Annotated in this window: 16 protein-coding genes; 8 read left to right on the top strand and 8 right to left on the bottom strand. The window is 50.4% G+C overall.

Annotation, left to right across the window (positions count from 1 at the left end; all coding sequences use genetic code 11):
• Positions 1 to 11: 11 nt before the first annotated feature.
• The 4 genes from ACQSGY_RS29030 to ACQSGY_RS29015 all read left to right on the top strand — a co-directional run bounded on the left by ACQSGY_RS29030 (position 12) and on the right by ACQSGY_RS29015 (position 5,488).
• Complete coding sequence (locus ACQSGY_RS29030; RefSeq protein ID WP_427182028.1) at positions 12 to 1,619, top strand: helix-turn-helix domain-containing protein; 1,608 nt, start codon at positions 12 to 14, stop codon at positions 1,617 to 1,619.
• Between the two features lie 133 nt (positions 1,620 to 1,752).
• Positions 1,753 to 3,153, top strand: a complete 1,401-nt coding sequence (locus ACQSGY_RS29025) for an ABC transporter substrate-binding protein (protein WP_427182026.1) — start codon at positions 1,753 to 1,755, stop codon at positions 3,151 to 3,153.
• A gap of 92 nt (positions 3,154 to 3,245) precedes the next feature.
• On the top strand, positions 3,246 to 3,581 hold the full coding sequence (locus tag ACQSGY_RS29020; protein WP_427182025.1) for a cupin domain-containing protein: 336 nt from the start codon (positions 3,246 to 3,248) through the stop codon (positions 3,579 to 3,581).
• The gene (locus ACQSGY_RS29015; protein WP_427182023.1) at positions 3,578 to 5,488 is read left to right on the top strand and encodes an alginate lyase family protein; all 1,911 of its coding nucleotides are present in this window, start codon (positions 3,578 to 3,580) and stop codon (positions 5,486 to 5,488) included. The genes ACQSGY_RS29020 and ACQSGY_RS29015 overlap by 4 nt, the downstream gene beginning before the upstream one ends.
• Positions 5,489 to 5,667: 179 nt before the next feature.
• Here the strand turns inward: ACQSGY_RS29015 and ACQSGY_RS29010 are convergent, their stop codons facing one another.
• The 5 genes from ACQSGY_RS29010 to ACQSGY_RS28990 are packed head-to-tail and all read right to left on the bottom strand — an operon-like array spanning position 5,668 to position 12,017.
• Positions 5,668 to 6,843 (bottom strand): YheC/YheD family protein, encoded by a 1,176-nt coding sequence (locus tag ACQSGY_RS29010; RefSeq protein ID WP_427182021.1) that lies wholly within the window; start codon positions 6,841 to 6,843, stop codon positions 5,668 to 5,670.
• A gap of 36 nt (positions 6,844 to 6,879) precedes the next feature.
• Positions 6,880 to 7,986, bottom strand: coding sequence for a YheC/YheD family protein (locus ACQSGY_RS29005; protein WP_427182019.1), 1,107 nt, complete (start codon positions 7,984 to 7,986; stop codon positions 6,880 to 6,882).
• Entirely contained in the window at positions 7,986 to 9,359 is a 1,374-nt protein-coding gene (locus ACQSGY_RS29000; protein WP_427182017.1) for a YheC/YheD family protein, read from the bottom strand. The genes ACQSGY_RS29005 and ACQSGY_RS29000 overlap by 1 nt, the downstream gene beginning before the upstream one ends.
• 52 nt (positions 9,360 to 9,411) lie before the next feature.
• Positions 9,412 to 10,620, bottom strand: a complete 1,209-nt coding sequence (locus ACQSGY_RS28995) for a YheC/YheD family protein (RefSeq protein ID WP_427182015.1) — start codon at positions 10,618 to 10,620, stop codon at positions 9,412 to 9,414.
• A gap of 29 nt (positions 10,621 to 10,649) precedes the next feature.
• A complete protein-coding gene (locus tag ACQSGY_RS28990; protein WP_427182013.1) occupies positions 10,650 to 12,017 on the bottom strand; it encodes a YheC/YheD family protein in 1,368 nt (455 codons plus the stop codon).
• Between the two features lie 231 nt (positions 12,018 to 12,248).
• On the opposite strand from ACQSGY_RS28990, the gene ACQSGY_RS28985 reads away from it, so the two are divergent.
• The 3 genes from ACQSGY_RS28985 (at position 12,249) to ACQSGY_RS28975 (ending at position 14,752) form a co-directional block, all read left to right on the top strand.
• Positions 12,249 to 12,596, top strand: coding sequence for a YlbF family regulator (locus tag ACQSGY_RS28985; protein WP_427182011.1), 348 nt, complete (start codon positions 12,249 to 12,251; stop codon positions 12,594 to 12,596).
• Positions 12,597 to 12,898: 302 nt separating this feature from the next.
• Positions 12,899 to 13,186 (top strand): hypothetical protein, encoded by a 288-nt coding sequence (locus ACQSGY_RS28980; RefSeq protein ID WP_188592953.1) that lies wholly within the window; start codon positions 12,899 to 12,901, stop codon positions 13,184 to 13,186.
• A gap of 231 nt (positions 13,187 to 13,417) precedes the next feature.
• On the top strand, positions 13,418 to 14,752 hold the full coding sequence (locus ACQSGY_RS28975) for a DRTGG domain-containing protein (protein WP_427182009.1): 1,335 nt from the start codon (positions 13,418 to 13,420) through the stop codon (positions 14,750 to 14,752).
• A gap of 169 nt (positions 14,753 to 14,921) precedes the next feature.
• On the opposite strand, the gene ACQSGY_RS28970 is transcribed toward ACQSGY_RS28975, so the two are convergent.
• From ACQSGY_RS28970 to ACQSGY_RS28960, 3 genes are all read right to left on the bottom strand, one after another.
• On the bottom strand, positions 14,922 to 15,242 hold the full coding sequence (locus ACQSGY_RS28970) for a YtpI family protein (protein WP_188592955.1): 321 nt from the start codon (positions 15,240 to 15,242) through the stop codon (positions 14,922 to 14,924).
• A 95-nt stretch (positions 15,243 to 15,337) separates the two neighbouring features.
• Positions 15,338 to 15,826: a hypothetical protein gene (locus ACQSGY_RS28965; RefSeq protein ID WP_184179591.1), complete on the bottom strand. Its 489-nt coding sequence runs from the start codon at positions 15,824 to 15,826 to the stop codon at positions 15,338 to 15,340.
• Positions 15,827 to 15,847: 21 nt separating this feature from the next.
• The gene (locus ACQSGY_RS28960) at positions 15,848 to 16,177 is read right to left on the bottom strand and encodes a YtrH family sporulation protein (protein ID WP_095288133.1); all 330 of its coding nucleotides are present in this window, start codon (positions 16,175 to 16,177) and stop codon (positions 15,848 to 15,850) included.
• A gap of 287 nt (positions 16,178 to 16,464) precedes the next feature.
• On the opposite strand from ACQSGY_RS28960, the gene ACQSGY_RS28955 reads away from it, so the two are divergent.
• Positions 16,465 to 20,742: a DNA polymerase III subunit alpha gene (locus ACQSGY_RS28955; RefSeq protein WP_427182008.1), complete on the top strand. Its 4,278-nt coding sequence runs from the start codon at positions 16,465 to 16,467 to the stop codon at positions 20,740 to 20,742.
• Positions 20,743 to 21,072 lie beyond the last annotated feature (330 nt).

Genomic DNA, 21,072 nt, shown 5'->3' with positions numbered 1-21,072 from the left:
GGAGCGTACGTATGGAGCAATTGACGATGTGTGTTATGGATGATATTCAGGCTGTGGTCAAAGGCATAACGTCCACTATTCCGTGGCAGGAGCATGATGTCAAGATTGTTGGCACAGCGAACAATGGAGAGCAAGGCTGGTCCCTTCTGTTGGAACAGCAGCCGGATATCGTGATTACAGATATCAAAATGCCTCGGCTCAGCGGACTCGAACTCATGAAGCAAGCAATGGATGCCGGACTGCAGTCCAAATTTATTTTTATCAGCGGGTATTCCGATTTTCACTATGCCCAGGAAGCGATCAAGCTGGGAGCCTTCGATTATCTGCTTAAACCGTTTACCCCGGAAGATATTTTGGGCGCAGTGCTCAAGGTAAGACAGGTGATTGAGAATGAACAAGCAAAGTCAAAGCAGCTCCAGAAGCTCAAGCAGAAAGCGGTCAGTAGCAGTGAATATGAACGTCAAAGCTATCTTCTCGGTTTGCTGCGGCACGAGATTGGCGGGTTTCTGAATGAAAGCCGATGGGATGAGCTGCACATTGAGCTGGATTCCTCAAATCTGAATGTGATGGTCATTGAGGTGGACGGGTATACACGTTATGGTTCCACGATGCATCTGGATGCCGAGATTGTTCCCTTTGCCGTGCAAAACATCGTGAGCGAAACGCTGAACCGGTATACCCGTAGCGTAGTGCTGCGTGAAAACCGGTATCGGCTGGCCGCGATATTCAACACCTCCGATCAGGTTGAAGTATCCGAGCTGATGGAGCAATGTCGTCACAATGTAGAACAGTACAGCAAAAAGACCATCTCGATCGGACTGGGCACGATGGCCCGCAGACCTCAGGAAATCTGGATGTCCTATGCTAACGCTGATAAAGCCATATCTTATCGCTTTTACAGCGAGGGGAACTGCATTTTTCAGTATGCAGAGCTGGAAAATCAGGACGTGGTCGCCCCGGTGTATCCCTTGGAAAAGGAAAAGGAGCTCTTCTATGCATTGAAATGTGGCAATGAGGGCACTTGTCATCGGATCATTGATGAGATTCTGGAGTCATGGCAAAATGCCAAGGGCTTTCCTGAGCCGCTGACGATGATACGCCTTTTGTCCGGCTTGGCCTTTGCCATCTACCGCGCGTTCTGTGATGAAATTACAGAGGAGGAACGTCTTCGTCTGGAGGCTGATCTGACTGTGCTTGAAGCGATGCGCTCGTTAACCTTTGACGGCTGGGGGGCTTACATCAAACATTTCAGCAGTATGGGCTGTGAGATTATGGACAAAAAGAGACTCACGGATGTGAAACAGGCCATCAGCAAATCCAAGGAGTTTATCAGCATGAATCTGTCCGAAAACCTGACATTGCAGAATTGTGCCCAGTCGGTTCATTTAAGTCCAAGCTACTTTGCCAATGCGTTCAAAAAGGAGACAGGCATGACCCTGATCCAGTATATTACGAAGCTAAGAATGGAAAAGGCGAAGGAACTGCTCGTTGAAGGTGTGCAGGTGCAGGAAATATGCCAGATGCTGGGGTATGAGGACAGGCCTTATTTCAGCGGTCTGTTCAAGAAGTATTGCGGCATGACACCTACTCACTTCAGGCAGATGTATGAGAACGGATAAGGACATAGATCGTTATTTTTCCCACCATGCATAGTCAGAATGTCCCTCACTTCGACCTCAAGAGAGCGTTTATCATAACGTTAACGGGGAGCCAAACAAAGGGTTGTCCATACAAGCATAAGGGGGCATTTCAATGGTTAAAAAGTGGATGATGACTACACTAAGTGCTGTGCTTGCATTAACGGTAGCTGGTTGTTCTACGGATAGTGGAACGAAAACAGACGGGGGGACAGCGGCTGGTGGAGGAGCTCAGAACAGCAGCAAAACGAAAGTGGTCTACTGGACTCCGGACCGTCATGACGCTGATTTCATGAAGTCCAAGATTGATCAGTTCAACCAGACCAACAAAGACAACATTGAAGTGGAAATGACCGTCATGGGAGACAATTATCCGCAGGCTGTTGATATTGCTTTTGCGAGTAAGCAGGCTCCGGATGTATTCCAGATTGATGATTTTCAAACGTATTATCAGAAGGGGTACCTTGCTCCAATCGACGGCTACATGAGTGAAGAGATGAAAACGACGTTCAAGAACAGCCTGATTGAAAATAAAAACACCATCGACGGTAAAATCTATACCCTTCCAAACACAGGCCAGATCTGGAGACTGGTATACAATAAAGATATTTTCCAAAAAGCAGGCATTGCTGCTCCGCCTAAAACAATCGCAGAGATGGTAGCGGATGCAAAGAAAATTACCGAGGTCGGCAAAAGTGAAGGCATCTATGGCTTTGCCAGCCCGTTCAAGAGCGGCAGCGGTTTCTGGAGAGCGGCAAACACCATCGCTGGTGCAAGCACCAACGTAGGTATCGACGGTTTTAACTACAAAACAGGTCAGTTTGACTTCAGCATGTACAAATCGATTGCCGAGGCACTTCGCCAAATGAACCAGGACGGCAGCATGCTGCCAGGGGTGGAAAGTCTGGATATCGATCCGCTGAGAGCGCAATTCGCACAAGGCAAAATCGGTATGTACATCAATCACTCCGGTGAGCCGGGCGTGTATAAGGATCAGTTCCCGACCAAAGAAAACTGGGGCGCTGCGCCTGTACCAACCGATGACGGCACGATTAAAGGAGCTTCGCAGGTTATTGGTGGTTCTTACATCGGCATCAACGCAGATTCGAAAAACAAAGAGGCGGCATGGAAGTTCATGGAGTATGTCTACAGCACAGATCTTCAAAGTGAATACTATGAGAAAGGCTATGGTATTTCACTGATTCCTGCCGTGCTCAGCTCAGGTAAAAAACCAAGCATTCCTGGCATTGAAGGTTTCCTGCCGAAGAAGTTTGACGCCATCTTCCCGGCAAATCCGGGTGTCATTACGGAAAGCTCCTTGGAAGGTATGAAATGGGCAGAAGCCTTCTCTGCTTATGTATTCACTGGCGGTGATCTGGATGCTGTGATTAAAGATCTGAATACTCGTTATAATGCAGCACTTGAGAAAAGCAAAGCGGCTGGCCTGACTAAGGTGACGGCTGATCCATCCTTTGATTCTTCGAAGCTTCAAGGAAAATTATCTACAGAAGAGTAAGTACTTCATAAGGCGGCCGTCGTCTAAACACTTCGGCCGCTTCTATTTAAATAGAAGATCATCTTTATTTTATGGAGAGAGGGGTAAAACAAATGTTCATTAATCAGCAATCCATAGAACCACACATCATTAACGAGACAAGTTCGCGTAAAATTTTAGGTATGGGCGGTACACTGATGATGGTGGAGGTTACGTTCAGCAAAGGTGGAATCGGTGAAGTCCACTCCCACGATGCGCATGAGCAGGTCAGCTACATTGTAAAGGGAAGCTTTGAGGTTCAGGTGGGGGATGAAACACGTATTCTCAAAGCCGGAGACAGCTTCTATGCCGGCTTGAATGTGCCTCATGGTGTAAAGGCGCTGGAGGATGCGGTCATACTGGATGTGTTTACACCGTTTCGTCAGGACTTCCTTGAGGCAGACCAATGAATGACTTTTACCTTTCAGCTGACGAACTGCAGCAGGCGGCACTGTATTACCAGCAGCATTTCCCGGAGGAAGCCCGTAATTCAGTCACGATCGCCAATCGTGCTGTGCTGAATGAATTCATCGTACCGTATACCAATGATCTGACGAACTGGATTCCGCTCGGAACGCCGGTGGATTGGCTTCATAATCCAACGAACGACCTGGAATTTACCTGGGGCATCAACAGACACTGGCATATGCTCGATCTGGGTAAAGCCTATCTGATGAAAGGCAATCCGCTGTATGTGACGACTTTTATAGATCACTTCCGTACCTGGAGAGAGCAAAATCCGGTACCCGTTGATTTGCTCTACGATGAGGCTGTATATTTTCAAAAGCCGGGTCCATGGCGTTTGCTTGAAACAGGTCTGCGTGTGCAATCGTGGATTGCAGCGTACAAATATATGGAAGGAAGTCCGCAGCTGGACGAGGCCTTTCGCAGTGAATTTCTGCAGGGGCTGGAGGAGCACGCGGAGTTCCTGACACATTATCTGGGCAGTACAGAGATCAATCATGCCATTATGCATATGCAGGGTTTGTTCATGATTGCCGCATTTTACAAGGAGCATCCGCGCAGTCCCTTCTGGCGTCAGGTTGCTGCAGAGCGACTGGAGCTGTGTCTGCTGCATCAGTTAAATGAAGAAGGCATTCAGGTGGAGCTGAACACCCATTATCATAACGCGAGTATTGAAATGTTCGGCACACCTTATCTGCTGGCAGGCATTACGGGACACCCGTTCTCGGCATGGTATGGTGAGTGCCTGCGCAACATGGCTGCGTTTACCGAAGCCATGATCAGGCCGGATCATCAATCGACAGGCATCGGGGATTCGGACTGGCTGAGCGATGGTCGTCAGCGGCTGACGCTGCTGGGTGCCATTTTGAACGATGAAGATTTGATGGCAAGAGGGACGGACAGCTCGGAGTGTCTCTGGTTAGTCGGCGCAGCCCAATATGAGCAGTGTGTCAGACTGCAGTCGGAGGCCGGGCGTGTCCTGCCAAGTCGTTCCTTTGCGCAGACAGGGTACTATATCATGAGAGATGAGCGAAACTATTTGTTCTTTGATGCAGCTCCGATGGGCGGTGCGCACGGTCATGCCGATGCGCTTAATATCGAGTGGATGTGGAAAAAACGCTTGTTCTTCACAGATACCGGACGTTATACGTACGAGGAAGGACAGTGGAGACATTATTTCAAAAGTACACGGGCTCATAACACGGTTACGATAGACGGAGCCGACCAGACCCCTTATGTATCTACACAGCAGTGGGGTGAGCCTGAGGCAGAAGCGATAACCCATCGCTATGAAAGTCATGCACTCTATCACTTTATTGATGCTTCCCAGGATGGATACACACATCTGTCCGATCCGGTGACACATCGCCGCTGGGTGCTTGCGGGAAAAAGGGTTCCTCTGCTGCTGATTGTAGACTGGCTTGCTGCAGAGAATACACATACGCTGGAGCAGCGGTTCCATCTGCATCCTGAAGCGCGACTTGTGCTGGTCAAGGACGACCTTGCCAAGCAGCGGGCAGGCATTCGATTTGACGATGCTCCTGCCAAGGTGTGCATCAAATTTGTGATGGAAGGAAAGGGCAGGGAAACGTTTGGCATCACCGAACAGGAGGGCTGGGTTTCCGAAATGTATGGCTCGAAGTCTGAAACGGCTGTGATTCAGGCCAAAGCGCAGTTTTCAGGCAAGGTGGGGGTTGCCGCGATCTGCCTGCCATCGGATGAGATAGAAGAGGCAATCCAGGTGACGGACTATACACTGGAACCAGAGCACATGAGGTTCACGCTGTCCTATATGTATCAAGGTCAGGAAGGTCGGATTGTGATTGATGAGCACAAGGTAAGCTGGGCCTAGATGCAGCCAGGTAGTCAGCAAAAAGTAGTTAATAAAGCGAAAAACAGGATTGAGGTTCAAGTTGATGAATCTTCAATCCTGTTTTTATTTCCCAAATACGCTCTATATCCACGAGTATAACTATACTCGTACTTTTACAAATCCAAATCATACATATACACACAACGGAAAAGTGTTTTTCATCTCACCTTGCGGCCTCGCTTCACTCTTGCAGCTTTTGGCGCAACGGGTCTGGGAGAAGGTTTTTTGACCGTGCCTTCCGGCCGATTGCGGTATACCCACAACGCATATTCCAGAGGCTGTGTAATCGCTTTGGAATAGGTGCTGCGTTCACCAATGCGGGCAAAGACTTCACGAGCAGGCTTGGGGTTAACCTCCAGCAGATAGATGTGTCCGTTTTTGTCTATCGCCAAATCCAGGGCAAGCTCGCAAAGGGCCCCGTACGTATCCTCCAGAAATGTGGCCACATCAATCCCGAATTTTTCGGCAGTTGCCGTCACTTCTGACCGAAGTTCCTCTTCGGGAATCCACTGCTTCAATAATCGTTCCATGGCAACGGCCTGACCACCGCCATGCAGGTTGGAGGTGACACTTTTCTCTGCGCCCATCCGTCCTGCGCAGCCCGTAAGCTCCCACTTGCCTTCTCCATTCTTCTGAACCAGCATACGGTAGTCATGCACTCTTCCATTGGGGAGCTGAAGCTGAATTCCTTTTTGCACGAGATATTTATCTTTCATGTTCCAGTGCTGGAGAAGCGGGCCGAGTCTTGATAGATGCACCCTGCGTGGTGAAATGATACGCCGCTTCTGATCCCGTCCCTGAACCAGCACCGTGTTAGGCTCCTTGCTGCTGCGTTCTACGCGCAGAATACCACGCCCGCCCGTGCCGTTAATCGGCTTCAGGTAGATCAGCGAGGAAGCCTTCAGCATACGGTTGACATCGGACATATCCTGAAACAGCACTGTCTCGGGCAAATGCTGCCGGAAGGACGGTTTCTCGGAAAGTGTCTGATGAATCGTCCACTTGTTACGGAGCGGACGATTGAGAAAGAGCAGATGCCCGTACTTTTGACGAAAGGCAAGCAGCTGCTGGAAACGATGGTTGCGTTGAATGCGGCATCGGTCGAAAATCAGATCAGGGAATGAGCGCCATTCCCTGGACCATCCGTTTTTTTCATCATACACCATCGCTTCGATCTGCCTGCCGCCGGAATGCACATCTGCAGGAGTGAAAACGTAAATATCGAGTCCCCGTTTGCGCCCTTCAATAATCATCCGGCGATAGATGCTTCGTTCTTCAAGAGCGCGGTGTTCGTTCAAGTACAACGTCATAATGCCCAGAACAGGTGAGGACACAAACAATCACCTTCTTTATATACAGATTTCTGTCCGTCATCGTGCAGACTGGCGGGCGAGATAAGCGCTGTACTGGAAAATGCGCTCCAGTGAACGCCGTCTGATCTGTGGTTCGTCGAACTTCATCGGCTTGGCATTGGCTTCAAAGAACCAGATTTCCCCCAGATCATCCACCCCCAGGTCCATAGACATTTCTCCCAGCTTATAACCTGAGCCGCGTTCAACCTGTCTCGCAATCATCAGGGAAGTGGACTTTACCCGCTTCATCAGGGCTGTTGTCATCTCTTCCCCGAACAGATCGGTGAGCAGTTCCTCAGGGTCTTCGACTGTACCACCGCGAGGCACATGGGTTGTGATGCTGCGAGAGCCTGCCAGCCGTGCTCCGATGCCGGTTACACTCCATTGTCCTTTGCCGTTTTTCTGCACAAGCACACGGAGATCAAAAGGACGTTTATGAGAAGAGGCAAGCTCGATGCCCTGCTGCATGATATAAGGCGTACGCCCGGTTTCCTTGCGAATCCGTGCCCAGAGCTTGGATAATGTTGCTGCCTTGTAAGTCATGCTTTTGCGGGTATTTTGTATTTTAAGCCGGTAAGGAAGTTTTTCTTTTTCCTGAAATTTGAGCATCATAATGCCTTTGCCCGCTTTGCCGCTCTCCGGCTTGAGATACAGATAAGGGTAGGTTCGCAGCACCGTGCCAAGTGAAGAGGCACTTCGCATCCGCCGGGTATGTGGAATCAGTCGCTGGGTAGACTTGGATTTTTTGAGCCATTCAAACAGATCCCATTTGTTGAAAAAGAACGGGTTATACAGCTCGATGCCGGATTGCAGACATTCATCAATTTTGCGCTGAACGGAAGGTTTGCGCTCGTCTTCCCGATTCGGAATCCGGTTATACAAAACATGAGGGAGAGGGAACGGCTGTGAAACCCATTTGCCGCTCCCTTTGTTATACGTATATCCCTTCACTGTAGGTACAGTCACATCAAGGTCGCGGACCGTTACGATATAAACGACATATCCCATGCTCTCGCCCGTCTGCAGAATATCCTGAAAATTTTGATGATTTCCTCTGAACATTCGCTGTTGATCATGCATGGTGAGCACAGCGATGACAGGTTTGAAATCATCGTGAAGGCTCATCAAATGCCTTCCCTCTTCCGGAATTTGCTCAGATACAGGCAGTGCTCCAAAATGTGTTCCACCGACGATTTCCCCTCCAGCCGGAGTGAAGGGTGACGGAAGATGGAGCGCCCGGGTTTGGCGTTCGCTTCGAACATCCATACATGTTCCTCCTGATCAATGCCCAGGTCAAAGCCAATTTCACCAATCAGATGCTGGTGCTGGGATTCTATCGCCTGGGCCAGTGTGATAGCGACGGCTTTCGCCTGCTGCAGAACCTCGCCCGCCCGTTCTCCAAAATTGCGGCTGAGCGCCTGTTCGGGCGTCATCAGAGAGCCACCATTTTTGATGTGAGTGGTTACACTTCCGCGTCCTGCCTTTTTGGCCCCGATGCCAACAACGACCCACTGGTTGTTACCGTTTTTGTGCATGTGAAAACGAAAATCAATCGGGCAATCATCAATCTCGATCAGGCGTATTCCTTGTTGAACAACATAACCACGCAGATGCTTGCCATGTCTGCCCTGCAGCATACGCATCAGGCTGTTAAAAGAGCCAAAGCGAAGCAGTGCATTGCCGCCCTTTTTGCGATACCGTGCGAAATAGCCGCGTTTGGGCGAATAGGTCAAGCGATAAATTCCGTTGCCGAGACTGCCCGCGGTCGGTTTATAATATACGAACTGGTGCCGCTCCAGCATTTCCTTCATTTGTTCCACCGTAGGATTGGTGATGGACTCGGGTATATAACGTCCTACGGTTGGCTCGTTCTCCAGCAGGTTGTATATATCTGATTTGTTGAAGAAGCTCCAGTTGAAAAAAGGAATTTTGCGGCGAACAAATCGCTCCCGCAGCTGATTGATGGCTGGTGAAAAATCAGATCGGCGGCTTGGCAAACGGTTGTAAACCACATCCGGCAGCGGCACAGTTCTGCGGATAAAGCTGCCGCTATCGTTCAGAAAGTAACCGGAAACCGTCTCGTTCTGCCAGTTAATATCTCGCGGAGTGAACGCATAAATATAAGATTTACGGCTTCCTTCACGAAGAAGCTGCTTGATGAATCCTGTACGCGAGCCGAATGGATTCGAGGTTGATGATGTTCCATCGGATAACACGCCGATGAGTGGGCCTAACTGAACCTCGTCATTCTGAAGGTTGCGAAGATAAATGCTGCCGCGTTTGGGTACGTTCATTAGATTACGAATGCCGGATGCCAGATACAGATGTTTCCCGGCCTTCCGAATCGGTTTGATGGTAGCAGGCACGCGATCACGGCCAAAGCGAAGATGAATTGTTTTTTTGCCGGACAGGTTGAGGCTTTTCATTAAAGCATTGGATACATAGACTACTTTTTCGGGTTTTTGAGTGAAATGCAGATTACAAAAGGTCAAACTCATGATTTATCCTCCTATCCTGAAAAAGATCCTTGTGCTCCATGGCAAGCAGGTATTACAGGCCCTGGCCGCCTGGAATCAGGATGCGTTTCAGGCCAGCTTTGCTGGATGAATTCGGCATTTTCATTGGACGCGAGACGTCCGCGAGAACAATTTGCTGCAGCAGATAACGGGCATAAGCAAGCGGCCGTGTATACGTCAGGGCGTGCATGTGTTCATCCTTCGCTTCCGCAAATGAGGTGCGGCCTGGCTTGGAGTTTACTTCGATCAGCCACAATCTTCCATCCGCATCCGCTCCAAAATCCAGACCCAGTTCTGCAAGCCTGCCGAAACGGCTCTCCAGCAGCGGAGGGATGAGAGCAGCAGAATGCCTGATTTGCTGCAGCAGCAGTGAAGCCTGATCTGTGCCGTATCGTTCAGCAAGGTATTTATCAGCAGGATACGCGGTACCCCCTCCGTGAAGATTCGAGGTGAGAGAGCCTTCGGGACCTTCGCGTACCATGCAGCCTGTGAGCGTCCAGCGGCCATGCCCGTTTTTTTGCAGCAGCGCCCGGATATCAAATACTCTTCCGAGATGGCTAAGCTCCAGATAAGGCTGCACAATCATCTTTTGTACAGCCTGATGTGATTCCAGCCAGGAAGATACGTCCGATGCTTGCTGAAATGTCTGATGAAAGTATTCGTTGTCTGTGTTTCGGCCCTCCACGATCCAGGCAGATGGCGTCTCTTGGGTAGACAGACGAAAGGTGTTTTTGCCATGAGTTCCTGATGCGGGTTTGAAAAATAAACCTTTGGGCCAGCGTGCAAGCCAACTTTCCCAGGGAATAGACGACCTCACCCGTGAAGTAGGTATGAGCACTTTGCGAAGCGGACCGTGCCCCGACAGGGCTTGATAAATGTCCCATTTGCCAGGCAGACTGGCTGACCATGAGCGCTCCCGCAGACTGCATGCAGGAGGCAGGCAGGCTTCAATCTGCTGCCTTGCCCTTCGAGAGAGAGGCCGCAGGCAGCGGTTCATAACCAGATCAATGGTTGGAATGTGAACGGCCCGCCACTGCTTCTGATTTTTCCAATCGTAGATGTAACCTCTGCGAATGTGACTCTCACTCAAGCTGTCTGGAATGGGAATGACAACAATTCGCATCCCGTATCTGGAGCTTCCCACACTGAGCCGGCGGCAGAAATATTCATCTGCGAAAGGAGGTGCACCTGTTGTTTCGCGGACAAGAACAGCCATCGTATAGCGCTGCGTAGATGTAAGCATAGTGCTGCGCCTCCTTCATAAGATGAACTTCAAAATCCGGCCAGATATGTGGAGTATTCAAGCATGGCCTTGACCGAAGGGCGAATTTTGCTTTCGCTCAGCGGTGTATTATCATTTTTGGATGGTTTGGAATTGACCTCAAGCAGCCAGACACGTCCGCTCGTATCCAGAGCCAGATCAATGCCAAGTTCGCCGAAATGGGCAGGAATAGCACTCTCGATGCCTTTGGCAATATCCAGGGCGGCTGTATGCAGTCCGGCATACGCCGAAGCTTTTGCACTACTGGACAGCTGTGTTTTGGATACAGCCTCCTTCACCGTGCTGAGACTTCCGCCCCGTGCCAGATTGGATACATAATGACTGCCGCCTGCAATGCGGGCAACGATGGAGGTTACGCTCCATTTGCCCTTTTTGTTCTTCTGCACAAGCGCGCGGAAATCAACAGGTCTGCCGCTGTTATCAATGAGGGTCAGCCCTTGCTGGATCTGATAACGCGTTGTTTTCATTTTTCCGGACATACTGGCATACAGTTTATCCAGAGAAGCATACGTTTGCTTGCGGGTACCTCCGACACTTGTCGCCAGAGTCATATAACTTCCGTCCGGCTGGCGGGATACCCGGATGATGCCTTTGCCCAGTGAGCCGCGTACCGGCTTCAGAAAGATGACCGGATAACGCTGACACATCGTCTTGAGCATGCTGGATGCTTTGAGTAAATGGGACTCAGGCAGAACCCGTTTAAGTGTCTGGATGGACTTGAGTGCGTCAAACACTTCATTTTTGTCCAGAAACTTTTCATTAAAGGTGTGTGTGCCGTACTGCGATTTTACTTCTTTCATAAAATGCTGTACGCTAGGTTTGTTCTCGAGTTTGCGGGACGTCAGCCGGTTATTGACTACATCTGCTATCGGCAGAACGGTCTTTTTCCAGCCCTCATCATACACCCAGCCTTTCATATAGCCGGTTACTGCTCCGATGTCCTCTGGTGTAAAAAAGGATACATAGGCGCCCTGCTTTCGGCAGGCATGCACTAATTCCTGACAGAACATCGTAATGGAGCCAAAGGGCCGATCAGGCTGATCGGGGTAATCCTGGCTGACCATAACGCTGATGTAAGGTCCAAGGCGAAGCGTATGGCTGGAAGCACGGTAAGATACCCTCAGGACCGAACGGGGCACAAGGCCGGTTTTGCTGGCTACCGTCTGATTCAGTCTCAGCCCGTCATATCGGGGAACCGGAATGACGGTAACTTCACGGCGGTAAGAGCCGAATTGAAGCTGAAGAGGCCTTCCTGAAGGAATCTTGAGTGCCTTGAGGACCCCTTCGCCCAGCATGATGACGTCGTCCTGCAGGATGCCCGAGCCGGTAACCTGTATCGTTACTTTTTTAGTGGACATCACGGATCTCCTTCCGGGCGGCAGCTTGATGTCTGATCTTGAAGTTGAACGGCATCTGAACATGGCATGTGCTTCATCATATGAGGACATATACCCCTTGGTGATTGACCCACCCGGAATTAAATGTGTTTGATTCGGGACTTTTCGGGCGGCTTGATCCAGAGCTTTGGTTTGAGAGCATAGCAATACGAATTCACATGGATGAAACAACCAATTCGAGGAGGAATCATAATGAATATTTATGACAAGGCCAATGATCTGGCAAAAGCTTTGAGAGAAAGCACGGAGGTAGAGGAGATTACCTCTGCGATGAAACTGATTGAATCTGACTCCGAAGCGAAAGCAATGCTGGATAACTTCCGCAATCAGCAGATGGAACTGCAGCAGCGGATGATGAGCGGGGACATGCCTGCACCGGATGAGATGGAGAAAATGGAGAAGCTCTTCGAGGTATTGAGCCTGAACCTGAACATTCGCCGTCTGTTTGATGCAGAGCGTCGCCTTAGCGTAATTATCGAGGATGTTAACAAAATTATTGCAGACAGCCTCGCTCATCTGTACGGCGGAGCGGAAGCCTAACATAGACACGTACTTGTCCGTTTTTTTCTCTAAACCTCTCATATTACCTCCGAATCGTTCATAGACTAGCAATATAGAGTTGACCTATATAAGTTGAACTCGTCATTTATACTGAAACGGAGAGGACAGAAAAGACCTGAAAAAGCGAAGCGTTCGCCTTTATCACCGGATTTTCCCCTTTGAAAAAGGAATCGAAAAAATCTGGGGATAACAGCGATTGGAAGGTTATTCTGTCATTGGAGTGAAACGTATAAATAACTTTGGTTCGACTTATCACAGATCAACGAACGAAGGAGCTGTGAATGGTGAAGAGGTTGAATAAAACAAAGCATGTCATCTATCTGCTGGTTGCATTGTCGATGCTGGTCATTGCACTTCCGCGAATTTCCTTTGCCGGTGGGTTGGACTGGGTTAATATTTTTGGCATCGTATGGGTGCTGTTTTCCCTGTTGATTGTAGGAGCTCATTTGCATTTTATTCTTGGTGTCGATGAGGAGAAGAAACGTGCGCTGGAGGCAGTACGACGGGCGAAGCTGCGGCAGTGGGAGATGAAGCTGCTGGACAAGCAGGAGCAAAGAAAGTCTGTATAAAGATTGTACGGGTCCTGCCCGTGTACCTGAATAAGACCGAAATCCTTGATTGTTATAGGGTTTCGGTCTTTTTTTTGTAATCAGACGTGGTGAAAGACACTTTGGAATAGAATGCACAGTAAAGCGCTGTGCACCATTCTCTAAGGCCCATAGCCCGTATGGGGTTATTTTCCTTCAATCATGTTATAATAGATACAGTATGGTACAGATGCAACTTTGGGGGTGATACAGATGGACGGGCAAGAGGAAAACGTAACGAAGCATGAGCAGCTTCTTCAGCATATTGAGCAGTTGAAGGTCGGAAGCAAAATTTCCGTGCGTGGATTGGCGCGTGAACTGGGCGTGAGTGAAGGAACAGCATATCGTGCGGTCAAAGAAGCAGAAAACTTCGGATTGGTCGTAACCAAAGAGAGAATTGGAACCGTTCGGATTGAGAAAAGACCACGGGGAATGTCGGAGCAGCTGACCTTTGCTGATGTGGTTACGATCGTTGAAGGACATGTACTGGGCGGCAATGAGGGTTTGACGAAACCGCTGCACAAGTACGTGATCGGGGCGATGAAGGAGCAGGCCATGGCACGTTACATTGATGCTGGAAGCCTGCTGATTGTGGGTAACAGAGAGGATGCGCACTCCCTTGCACTGGAGCAGGGAGCGGGTGTACTGATTACTGGCGGATTTGGCACAAGCAGGGATGTGAGAGTGATGGCGGATGAGCTGGGGCTACCCATCATTTCCTCCAGGCATGATACATTTACGGTGGCTTCCATGATTAACCGTGCGATTTTCGACCGGCTGATCAAGAAAAAAATTATGCTGGTCGAGGACATTATCGGCCAGAAACCACGGCTGCAGGTGCTTAAAGTGAACAGTTCTGCCGCAGATTTTCATATGCTGGTTTCCGAGACCGGAGAGCATCGTTTTCCCGTTGTAGATGAGTGGAATCGCGTTATCGGCATTGTCAGTCTGAAGGATGTCAGTGAACTGCAGGCAGACCAAAGTATTGAAAAGTGTGTGGTTCGCCGCCCGGTTACAGCATCCTTGCAAACATCTCTGGCCTCGGCCGCGCAGATCATGACCTGGGAAGGCATTGATTTCCTGCCAATTGTCGACCGCAACCGTAAACTGATCGCTTCCGTTACACGCAAGGAAGTGCTTCAGGCTATGCGGGATGCCCAGAAGCAGCCGCAGCTTGGCGAGACATTTGATCATTTGATCTGGAATGGATTCGCAGAGGAACGCGGGGAGCATAATGAACTGCTGTTCCACGGGTTTATTATTCCCCAGATGGCAACGGATCTTGGCACGATCTCGGAAGGGGTACTGCTGAATATTATGACACAAGCTGGACGCAGGGCTGCCTGGGATGTAACAGGAAACGACCACGTGGTGGATAATGTTACGACATATTTTGTGCGTCCTGTGCAGATTGAGGATCAGATTATTGTACGTCCGATGATTCTGGAGACCAGCCGTCGTACCTGCAAAATGGACATCGTCATCACCCGAGAGGGCAGTGTGGTGTGTAAAGCCGTAATAACCCTGCAATCCATAGATCATGCGTAGTAGGGTGAACATCTCGTAAATAGATTCGTAAATCGAATTGGATTGAATATTAAAGACAGATTATATGTGAGGAAAAAGGCATCACCCAAAAGAGAGCACCCCGGTTCAGCGGGCATGCTCTCTTTTGGGTGATGCTTGTTGCATTGGGCAAACACATGTTGTTCGGTCGTTAAGCTGATGCGTCACCGGAACGCTGTTGAAGCCTGGCGTAATAACTGCGGTTACGTAATCCGGCGAATACGTTATAGGCACCGATTACCAGGAAAAGCGCTTCCACTATAACAGAAAGTGTAGATCCTGTGTAGACAAACATCAGGATTAACGCAAGAAGCATGAGCATACATCCCATCCAGATATTGGTCCAGGAACGATACAAGCCTGCAAGATGCGGGTCTGGAGTCCGGCGCGAACGAATGCTGTTCAGTGCGGAACAGATCATAACGATGGCAAACAGGGCAATGAGCACATATTTGAATACTTCGATCAACACGCAGAAGCAGCTCCTTTTCTGAAAAACCTATACTGCCCTTATTGTATCATGTGATCGTTCAGACAAGGGCAGTTTTTTTGAAGTTTTTCCTGAGATTAAGCGGGTACGTGCATTCGAATCTGTACCCAGACCTGAAGCACACCTTCCATGACAAGCATCGTTTTGACCTGAACGACATATTCTTTTTCTCTGACCGTATAGATTTTCTGATTGAGCATGATCCGGGTCATTTTGCTGTACTCATCAATGTTAAATACATCTCTTCCACGCAGTACCTCCAGATCGTCCCCCAGCTTCTGAAGCATCAATTTCAGTGAAGCCTCATCCGGCCCTTTATCGGATTCCTCTGCGCGAATTTTGATCTCCTTGATTACCGTTTGGCGTTTACTGTATTTTTTCAGCGTTTTGATATCCTCCTCGTTCTGATGCAGCTGCAGCTGCAGCTCCTGGTTGTTTAGCCACAACTGGTTGTAGCTCACATGAAACACTCCGTTATACACGACACATCCAGCGATCATTCCCAGCACAAAAACAGCAGTCATACGCATCAGCGGGCGGTAACGGGAGAAGGGAGGAAGTCTCATGGCTCGTTATCCCGGGTTAACTTAACCCCGGCCTCCACCGCATACCCACTTGACGAGCTCGGTTCCCATATGCGCACCCATAAACGCAGAGATCAGGTACAAAATTTGTTTGACCGCCGGTGACAGGTTGCCATCCAGAACATTGCTCTCGATTACACGCATTGGATCGATCGTGCCGCCTACAGCGGCAGCGAGTGCCCATATTTTGATTTTGCCGGAAATATCGAGCATCGTCTGTGTAGGAGGCTGGAGAGAGATAACTGCACCAATGCCTCCAATCATCGCCCCGCCCAGCACGATTCCAAATGCAATAAAAAAATCAAGAATGGCTTTGGATAAAAAAGTGCTCACTGGCAACACCCCTTTCAGACCCAGCAGCACACCTCCTGTCTCGAGTCTGCAACAGGGGGAGCGGCTTGTACTTCTATTGTATGGGCGAGCCCCCTGTCGTTATGATAAAATAGAATAATAAACTCTTTTATATATAAGGAGCATTCTTATCGTTATAAAATCATTCATTTAACGCGTGTCTTCATGAATCCGCAGGATTCGAATAATACGCATGAGAGATACATTAGGGCAGCACGCAGCCTGTGCTGAGTGCTGTCACTGTTAGCGGTGAAAGGAAGTAAAAAAACATGAGTTCTTTTGTGCATTTGCATGTTCACAGCGAATACAGTTTGCTGGATGGCGCTGCGCGTATTCCGGATCTCGTGGATAAAGCCGCAGATCTGGGAATGACAACCCTGGCGCTGACCGATCATGGCGTAATGTATGGTGCGATACCATTTTATAAAGCTTGTCTGGAACGGGGCATCAAGCCCATTATTGGCTGTGAGGCTTATATGACTGCAGGTTCTCGCAAGGAGCGTGGCAGTCGCAAGGATCAGCCGATCTACCATTTGATTTTGCTGGCGAAAAATATGACTGGATACCGGAACCTGATGAAGCTGTGTTCCATTGGACATTTGGAAGGTTTCCATTATAAGCCTCGTATTGATATGGAGAGTCTGGCTGCGCATCATGAAGGGATTATCTGTCTAAGCGCCTGTCTTGGTGGCGAAGTGCCACAGCATCTGCTGCATGGACGTGAAGAAGAGGCGCGCCGGGCAGCGATGCGTTACAAAAATATTTTCGGGCCGGACTATTATCTGGAGCTGCAGGATCACGGGCTGTCTGAGCAAAAGAGAGTTAATCCGCAGCTGATCAAGCTGGCGGCTGAACTGGATATTCCGCTTGTGGCAACGAATGATGCCCACTATCTGTCGGAGGAGGATGCAGAGCTGCAGGATGTGCTGATCTGTATCGGTACAGGCAAAACGGTAGAGGATGAGACTCGTTTGCGGATCGGCTCGAATCAGTTGTATTTGAAAAGTGCAGAGCAGATGTCCCGTCTGTTTCCTCATGTGCCGGAGGCTATTGCCAATACGGTGTGCATTGCAGATGCCTGTAAGCTGGAACTGGAATTCGGCAAATCCATTTTGCCGGAATACCGTCCATTGCCTGAGGGGCTCAGTCCATCGGCATATTTGCGTCAGCTGTGTGAGGAAGGCATGCGATCCCGTTATGTCGATTCCGAGCGCTGGAACGATGCGGGGCTCAGGGCAGAGCTTGAACAACGACTGGATTATGAGCTGCGTGTCATTGACAGCATGGGATTCTCCGATTATTTCCTGATTGTATGGGACTTTATCGCGTATGCACACCAGCAGGGCATCGTTACCGGACCTGGACGGGGTTCATCTGCGGGAAGTCTCGTGGCATACACGCTGCACATTACGGATGTAGATCCGATGAAATACAATCTGCTCTTCGAACGGTTTCTGAACCCTGAGCGGATATCCATGCCCGATATCGATATCGATTTCAGTGATGAACGCCGTGACGAGGTCATTGATTATGTGGCACAGAAATACGGCAAAGCCCACGTTGCCCAGATTATTACGTTTGGAACGATGGCGGCCCGGGCTGCTGTTCGTGATGTCGGGCGGGCGCTGAATGTGCCATATGGCGAAGTGGACAAGGCTGCGAAGCTGATTCCTGCACAGCTTGGCATTAACATTGAACGAGCGATGGAAGCTGCACCTGAGCTAAAAATGCTCTATGAAACAAAACCGAAAACACGCGAGCTGCTGGATATGGCGATGAAGGTCGAGGGCATGCCGCGTCATGCCTCTACTCACGCCGCGGGTGTGGTGATCTCCCGTGACCCGTTGACTGATGCGGTGCCGCTTCAGGAGGGGAGTGAAGGAACAGCATTAACCCAATATTCCATGGAGAGCCTGGAATCGATCGGGCTGCTCAAAATGGACTTTCTCGGACTGCGGACACTATCTATTATAGAACGGTGCCTTCGCTGGATCGGGGAACGTGCAGAGGTTCCGGATTTCACGCGCATCGCGGATGATGATCCGCTCACATATGAGATGCTGGGACGCGGGGATACGATGGGTATATTCCAGCTGGAATCTGCCGGAGTGCGCCGTGTGTTGAAGGAAATGAAGCCAAGTGTATTCGAGGATATTATTTCCGTGCTGGCCCTGTATCGTCCAGGCCCGATGGAGTTTATCTCCAAATATATTCAAGGAAAGCACGGACAGATTGAAGTCGATTATCCGCATGGAGACCTGGAGCCGATTCTGAAAGATACGTATGGCATTATCGTGTACCAGGAGCAGATTATGCAGATTGCTTCGCGGATGGCGGGTTTCTCGCTGGGTGAAGCCGACCTGCTTCGCAGAGCGGTGTCCAAGAAAAAGCGGGAAGTGCTTGATGAGGAACGCGGACACTTTGTTCAGGGCAGTCTGAAACAAGGGTACAGTGAGGCCGAAGCCTATCTGGTTTACGATATGATCGTCAAGTTTGCGAACTATGGCTTTCCACGTGCACATGCTGCTGCGTACGGGGTGCTTGCTTTTCAAACCGCATATCTGAAGGCGCACTATCCCGTGCATTTCATGGCCTCCATGCTGACGGCTGTGATGGGCAGTCACCGGAAGGTTGCAGAATATGTTGTCGAATGCAGGCACATGCAGATTGACGTGCTTCCGCCAGATGTTAATGAGAGCGGTGTTTTATTTACACCGGTGTTTGCAGCTGCGGGTGACAGGAGTAATGCCCTGTCAACGAATGTGAAAGAGACAATTTCTGAAGGTGTACAGGAAAATGCCGCTTCTGAAGGTGAATTGAATAATGCTGCTATTGAAGGTCAATTGAAAAATGCCAATAATGGATATTCAAAAGAGCCTCAGCCCGATGAAGCTCGTGAAGCCAATGAAGCTCATGAGGCTTACGTAACCGGCGAAGCCCATGTAATTCATGATGATCGTTCGCTTGCTCATTACGGCGAACAGGAGGACTACGGGGATGCACCGTTACCGGATGATCCGGGCCCGATGCCGGAAGAGGACGGGAGCGGCGGCTGGCAGGCTGTGTCCGCTATGCCTGGGCATGATATGTCCGCAGGGCGGACGGATCCGGGCTTGGTCAACGTATCGGCATCACAAGCGGTGCAGCTGCAGGCTCGGGAGCATGATCAGCAACAAGACCAGATGAATGCACAGAACGATGATAAGCGGACTGCATATGCATCTCCATCTGTACAGCAGGGTTCGTCTATCGAGATGAGAGCAGAGCTGGCAGGTGATGGAGAAATCGGGAAGACGACTTCATCCGCGTCAGGGGCGATACGTTTTGGCCTGGCCGCAGTGAAAAATGTCGGGACACAGGCGATGGAAAGCATTATGGCTGTTAGACAGGAAAAGCCGTTTGACAGTCTGCTTGATTTTTGCCGTCGTGTCGATCTGCGGGTATGCAATAAACGTGTTATTGAATCGCTCATTCAGGCCGGGGCATTTGACAGCCTGCCTGGACACCGTGCTCAGCTGCTGGCGATGCTGGACGAGACGGTGGAGGCGGCACTCAAGTGGCGTAAAGAGCGCGAGGACTTGCAGATTCAGCTGTTTGATTTTGTAGAGACGCCGAACTGGGAGATCGAATACCCTGAAATTCCACCGTTCTCTGCCAGTCAGCAGCTGGAGCTGGAGCGTGAACTGCTCGGCTTGTATCTGTCGGGTCATCCCTTGGATGATTACGAGGCTGTGCTGGCATCCAGCGGGGCTGACCGCATCATGGAGTTAACAGAGGCGGCTGACGATACGATGGCTGTCGCCGCAGGTATGGTCGTGTCTGTGAAGTCGATTACGACGAAACAGGGCAAGGCTATGGCGTTCATGGAGCTGGAAGACCAGGTCGAACGCTGTGAAGTGGTTCTCTTTCCCGAGGTATGGCGGCGTAGCCAGCAGCATGTCGGGAAAGGTGAACTGCTCGTCGTGCGCGCCAGAGTGCAGCAGCAGGACGAAGGGTTCAAGCTGCTGGCCGAGGAAGTGTCGCCGCTGACACCGGCGGCACTGGAGCAGCAGCTGCGCAGCCGCGAGCGCCGCGGCAAGCCCGGCAGCGGCAGCGCTTCGCGCCCGGCGCAAGCGGCTTCGCCGCAGCGTCCGGCGGGCGCGGGAGCCGCAGCGCAGCGCAGCAGCGCAGGCGGTAACGCTTCCGCTGCGCGTGGCAGCGGAAGCCGTGGCCCTGCCTCGGCGCGCAGCGAGGCAGGCACAGGCACCGCAGCCGGCGCGCGCGCGGGCAGTGCGGCGACTGCGGGCAGCGCGGGGCCGAGCCGCGCCCCGCGGGGGGCCGAGCAGCGGGTGTTCGTGAAGCTCACCCCGCAGGCCGAGCAGCCCGAGCTGCTGGTGCGCCTCAAAGAGCTGCTGCAGCAGCACCCAGGCCCGGTAGCGACCGTGCTCTTCTACGAGCAGCAGCAGAAGCTGCTCGCCCTGAGCGACGCCTACCGGATCAAACCTTCACCGGCCCTGTTCTCCGAAATGGAGAAAATGCTTGGTGAAGGCACAGTCAAAATCAAATAAAGCTGAAGCACGTAAGCATCCGCTTCAGCCAGAGTGTCCGCCGTGCATTAGTTGAACGGCGGACATTTTTTTAGCAAAAGCTTTTCTGCAGGAACACAACAAACCACCCCGTATACTACAACTCGATGTAGTTCCCCATAAACGTTCAACGAGAGAGCATTTCGCTTCGCTCTTCACTAAGCTCTAAGCTCTAACGATTCCCACAAACCTTATTTTGTGAAAATAGAGGCTGTTATAATTCTAACGATCACCAGAACACTAGTCATGCGTTAAACCTGACATGAATAATCAGCAAAAAAAAGTGAATTTAGACTTCCAAACCATAAAAAA

Origin of the sequence: Paenibacillus sp. TC-CSREp1, from assembly GCF_050171015.1 — a bacterium.
Taxonomy (GTDB): Bacteria; Bacillota; Bacilli; order Paenibacillales; family Paenibacillaceae; genus Paenibacillus; species Paenibacillus silvae.
This window is presented reverse-complemented; position numbering and strand designations above follow the sequence as displayed.

What these genes read in the sequence shown, in the direction of transcription:
- ACQSGY_RS29030 (WP_427182028.1), top strand. Translation starts at nt 12, where the DNA reads ATGGAGCAATTGACGATGTGTGTTATGGATGATATTCAGGCTGTGGTC.
- ACQSGY_RS29025 (WP_427182026.1), top strand. Translation starts at nt 1,753, where the DNA reads ATGGTTAAAAAGTGGATGATGACTACACTAAGTGCTGTGCTTGCATTA.
- ACQSGY_RS29020 (WP_427182025.1), top strand. Translation starts at nt 3,246, where the DNA reads ATGTTCATTAATCAGCAATCCATAGAACCACACATCATTAACGAGACA.
- ACQSGY_RS29015 (WP_427182023.1), top strand. Translation starts at nt 3,578, where the DNA reads ATGAATGACTTTTACCTTTCAGCTGACGAACTGCAGCAGGCGGCACTG.
- ACQSGY_RS29005 (WP_427182019.1), bottom strand. Translation starts at nt 7,986, where the DNA reads ATGAGCCTTCACGATGATTTCAAACCTGTCATCGCTGTGCTCACCATG.
- ACQSGY_RS29000 (WP_427182017.1), bottom strand. Translation starts at nt 9,359, where the DNA reads ATGAGTTTGACCTTTTGTAATCTGCATTTCACTCAAAAACCCGAAAAA.
- ACQSGY_RS28995 (WP_427182015.1), bottom strand. Translation starts at nt 10,620, where the DNA reads ATGCTTACATCTACGCAGCGCTATACGATGGCTGTTCTTGTCCGCGAA.
- ACQSGY_RS28990 (WP_427182013.1), bottom strand. Translation starts at nt 12,017, where the DNA reads ATGTCCACTAAAAAAGTAACGATACAGGTTACCGGCTCGGGCATCCTG.
- ACQSGY_RS28985 (WP_427182011.1), top strand. Translation starts at nt 12,249, where the DNA reads ATGAATATTTATGACAAGGCCAATGATCTGGCAAAAGCTTTGAGAGAA.
- ACQSGY_RS28980 (WP_188592953.1), top strand. Translation starts at nt 12,899, where the DNA reads ATGGTGAAGAGGTTGAATAAAACAAAGCATGTCATCTATCTGCTGGTT.
- ACQSGY_RS28975 (WP_427182009.1), top strand. Translation starts at nt 13,418, where the DNA reads ATGGACGGGCAAGAGGAAAACGTAACGAAGCATGAGCAGCTTCTTCAG.
- ACQSGY_RS28965 (WP_184179591.1), bottom strand. Translation starts at nt 15,826, where the DNA reads ATGAGACTTCCTCCCTTCTCCCGTTACCGCCCGCTGATGCGTATGACT.
- ACQSGY_RS28955 (WP_427182008.1), top strand. Translation starts at nt 16,465, where the DNA reads ATGAGTTCTTTTGTGCATTTGCATGTTCACAGCGAATACAGTTTGCTG.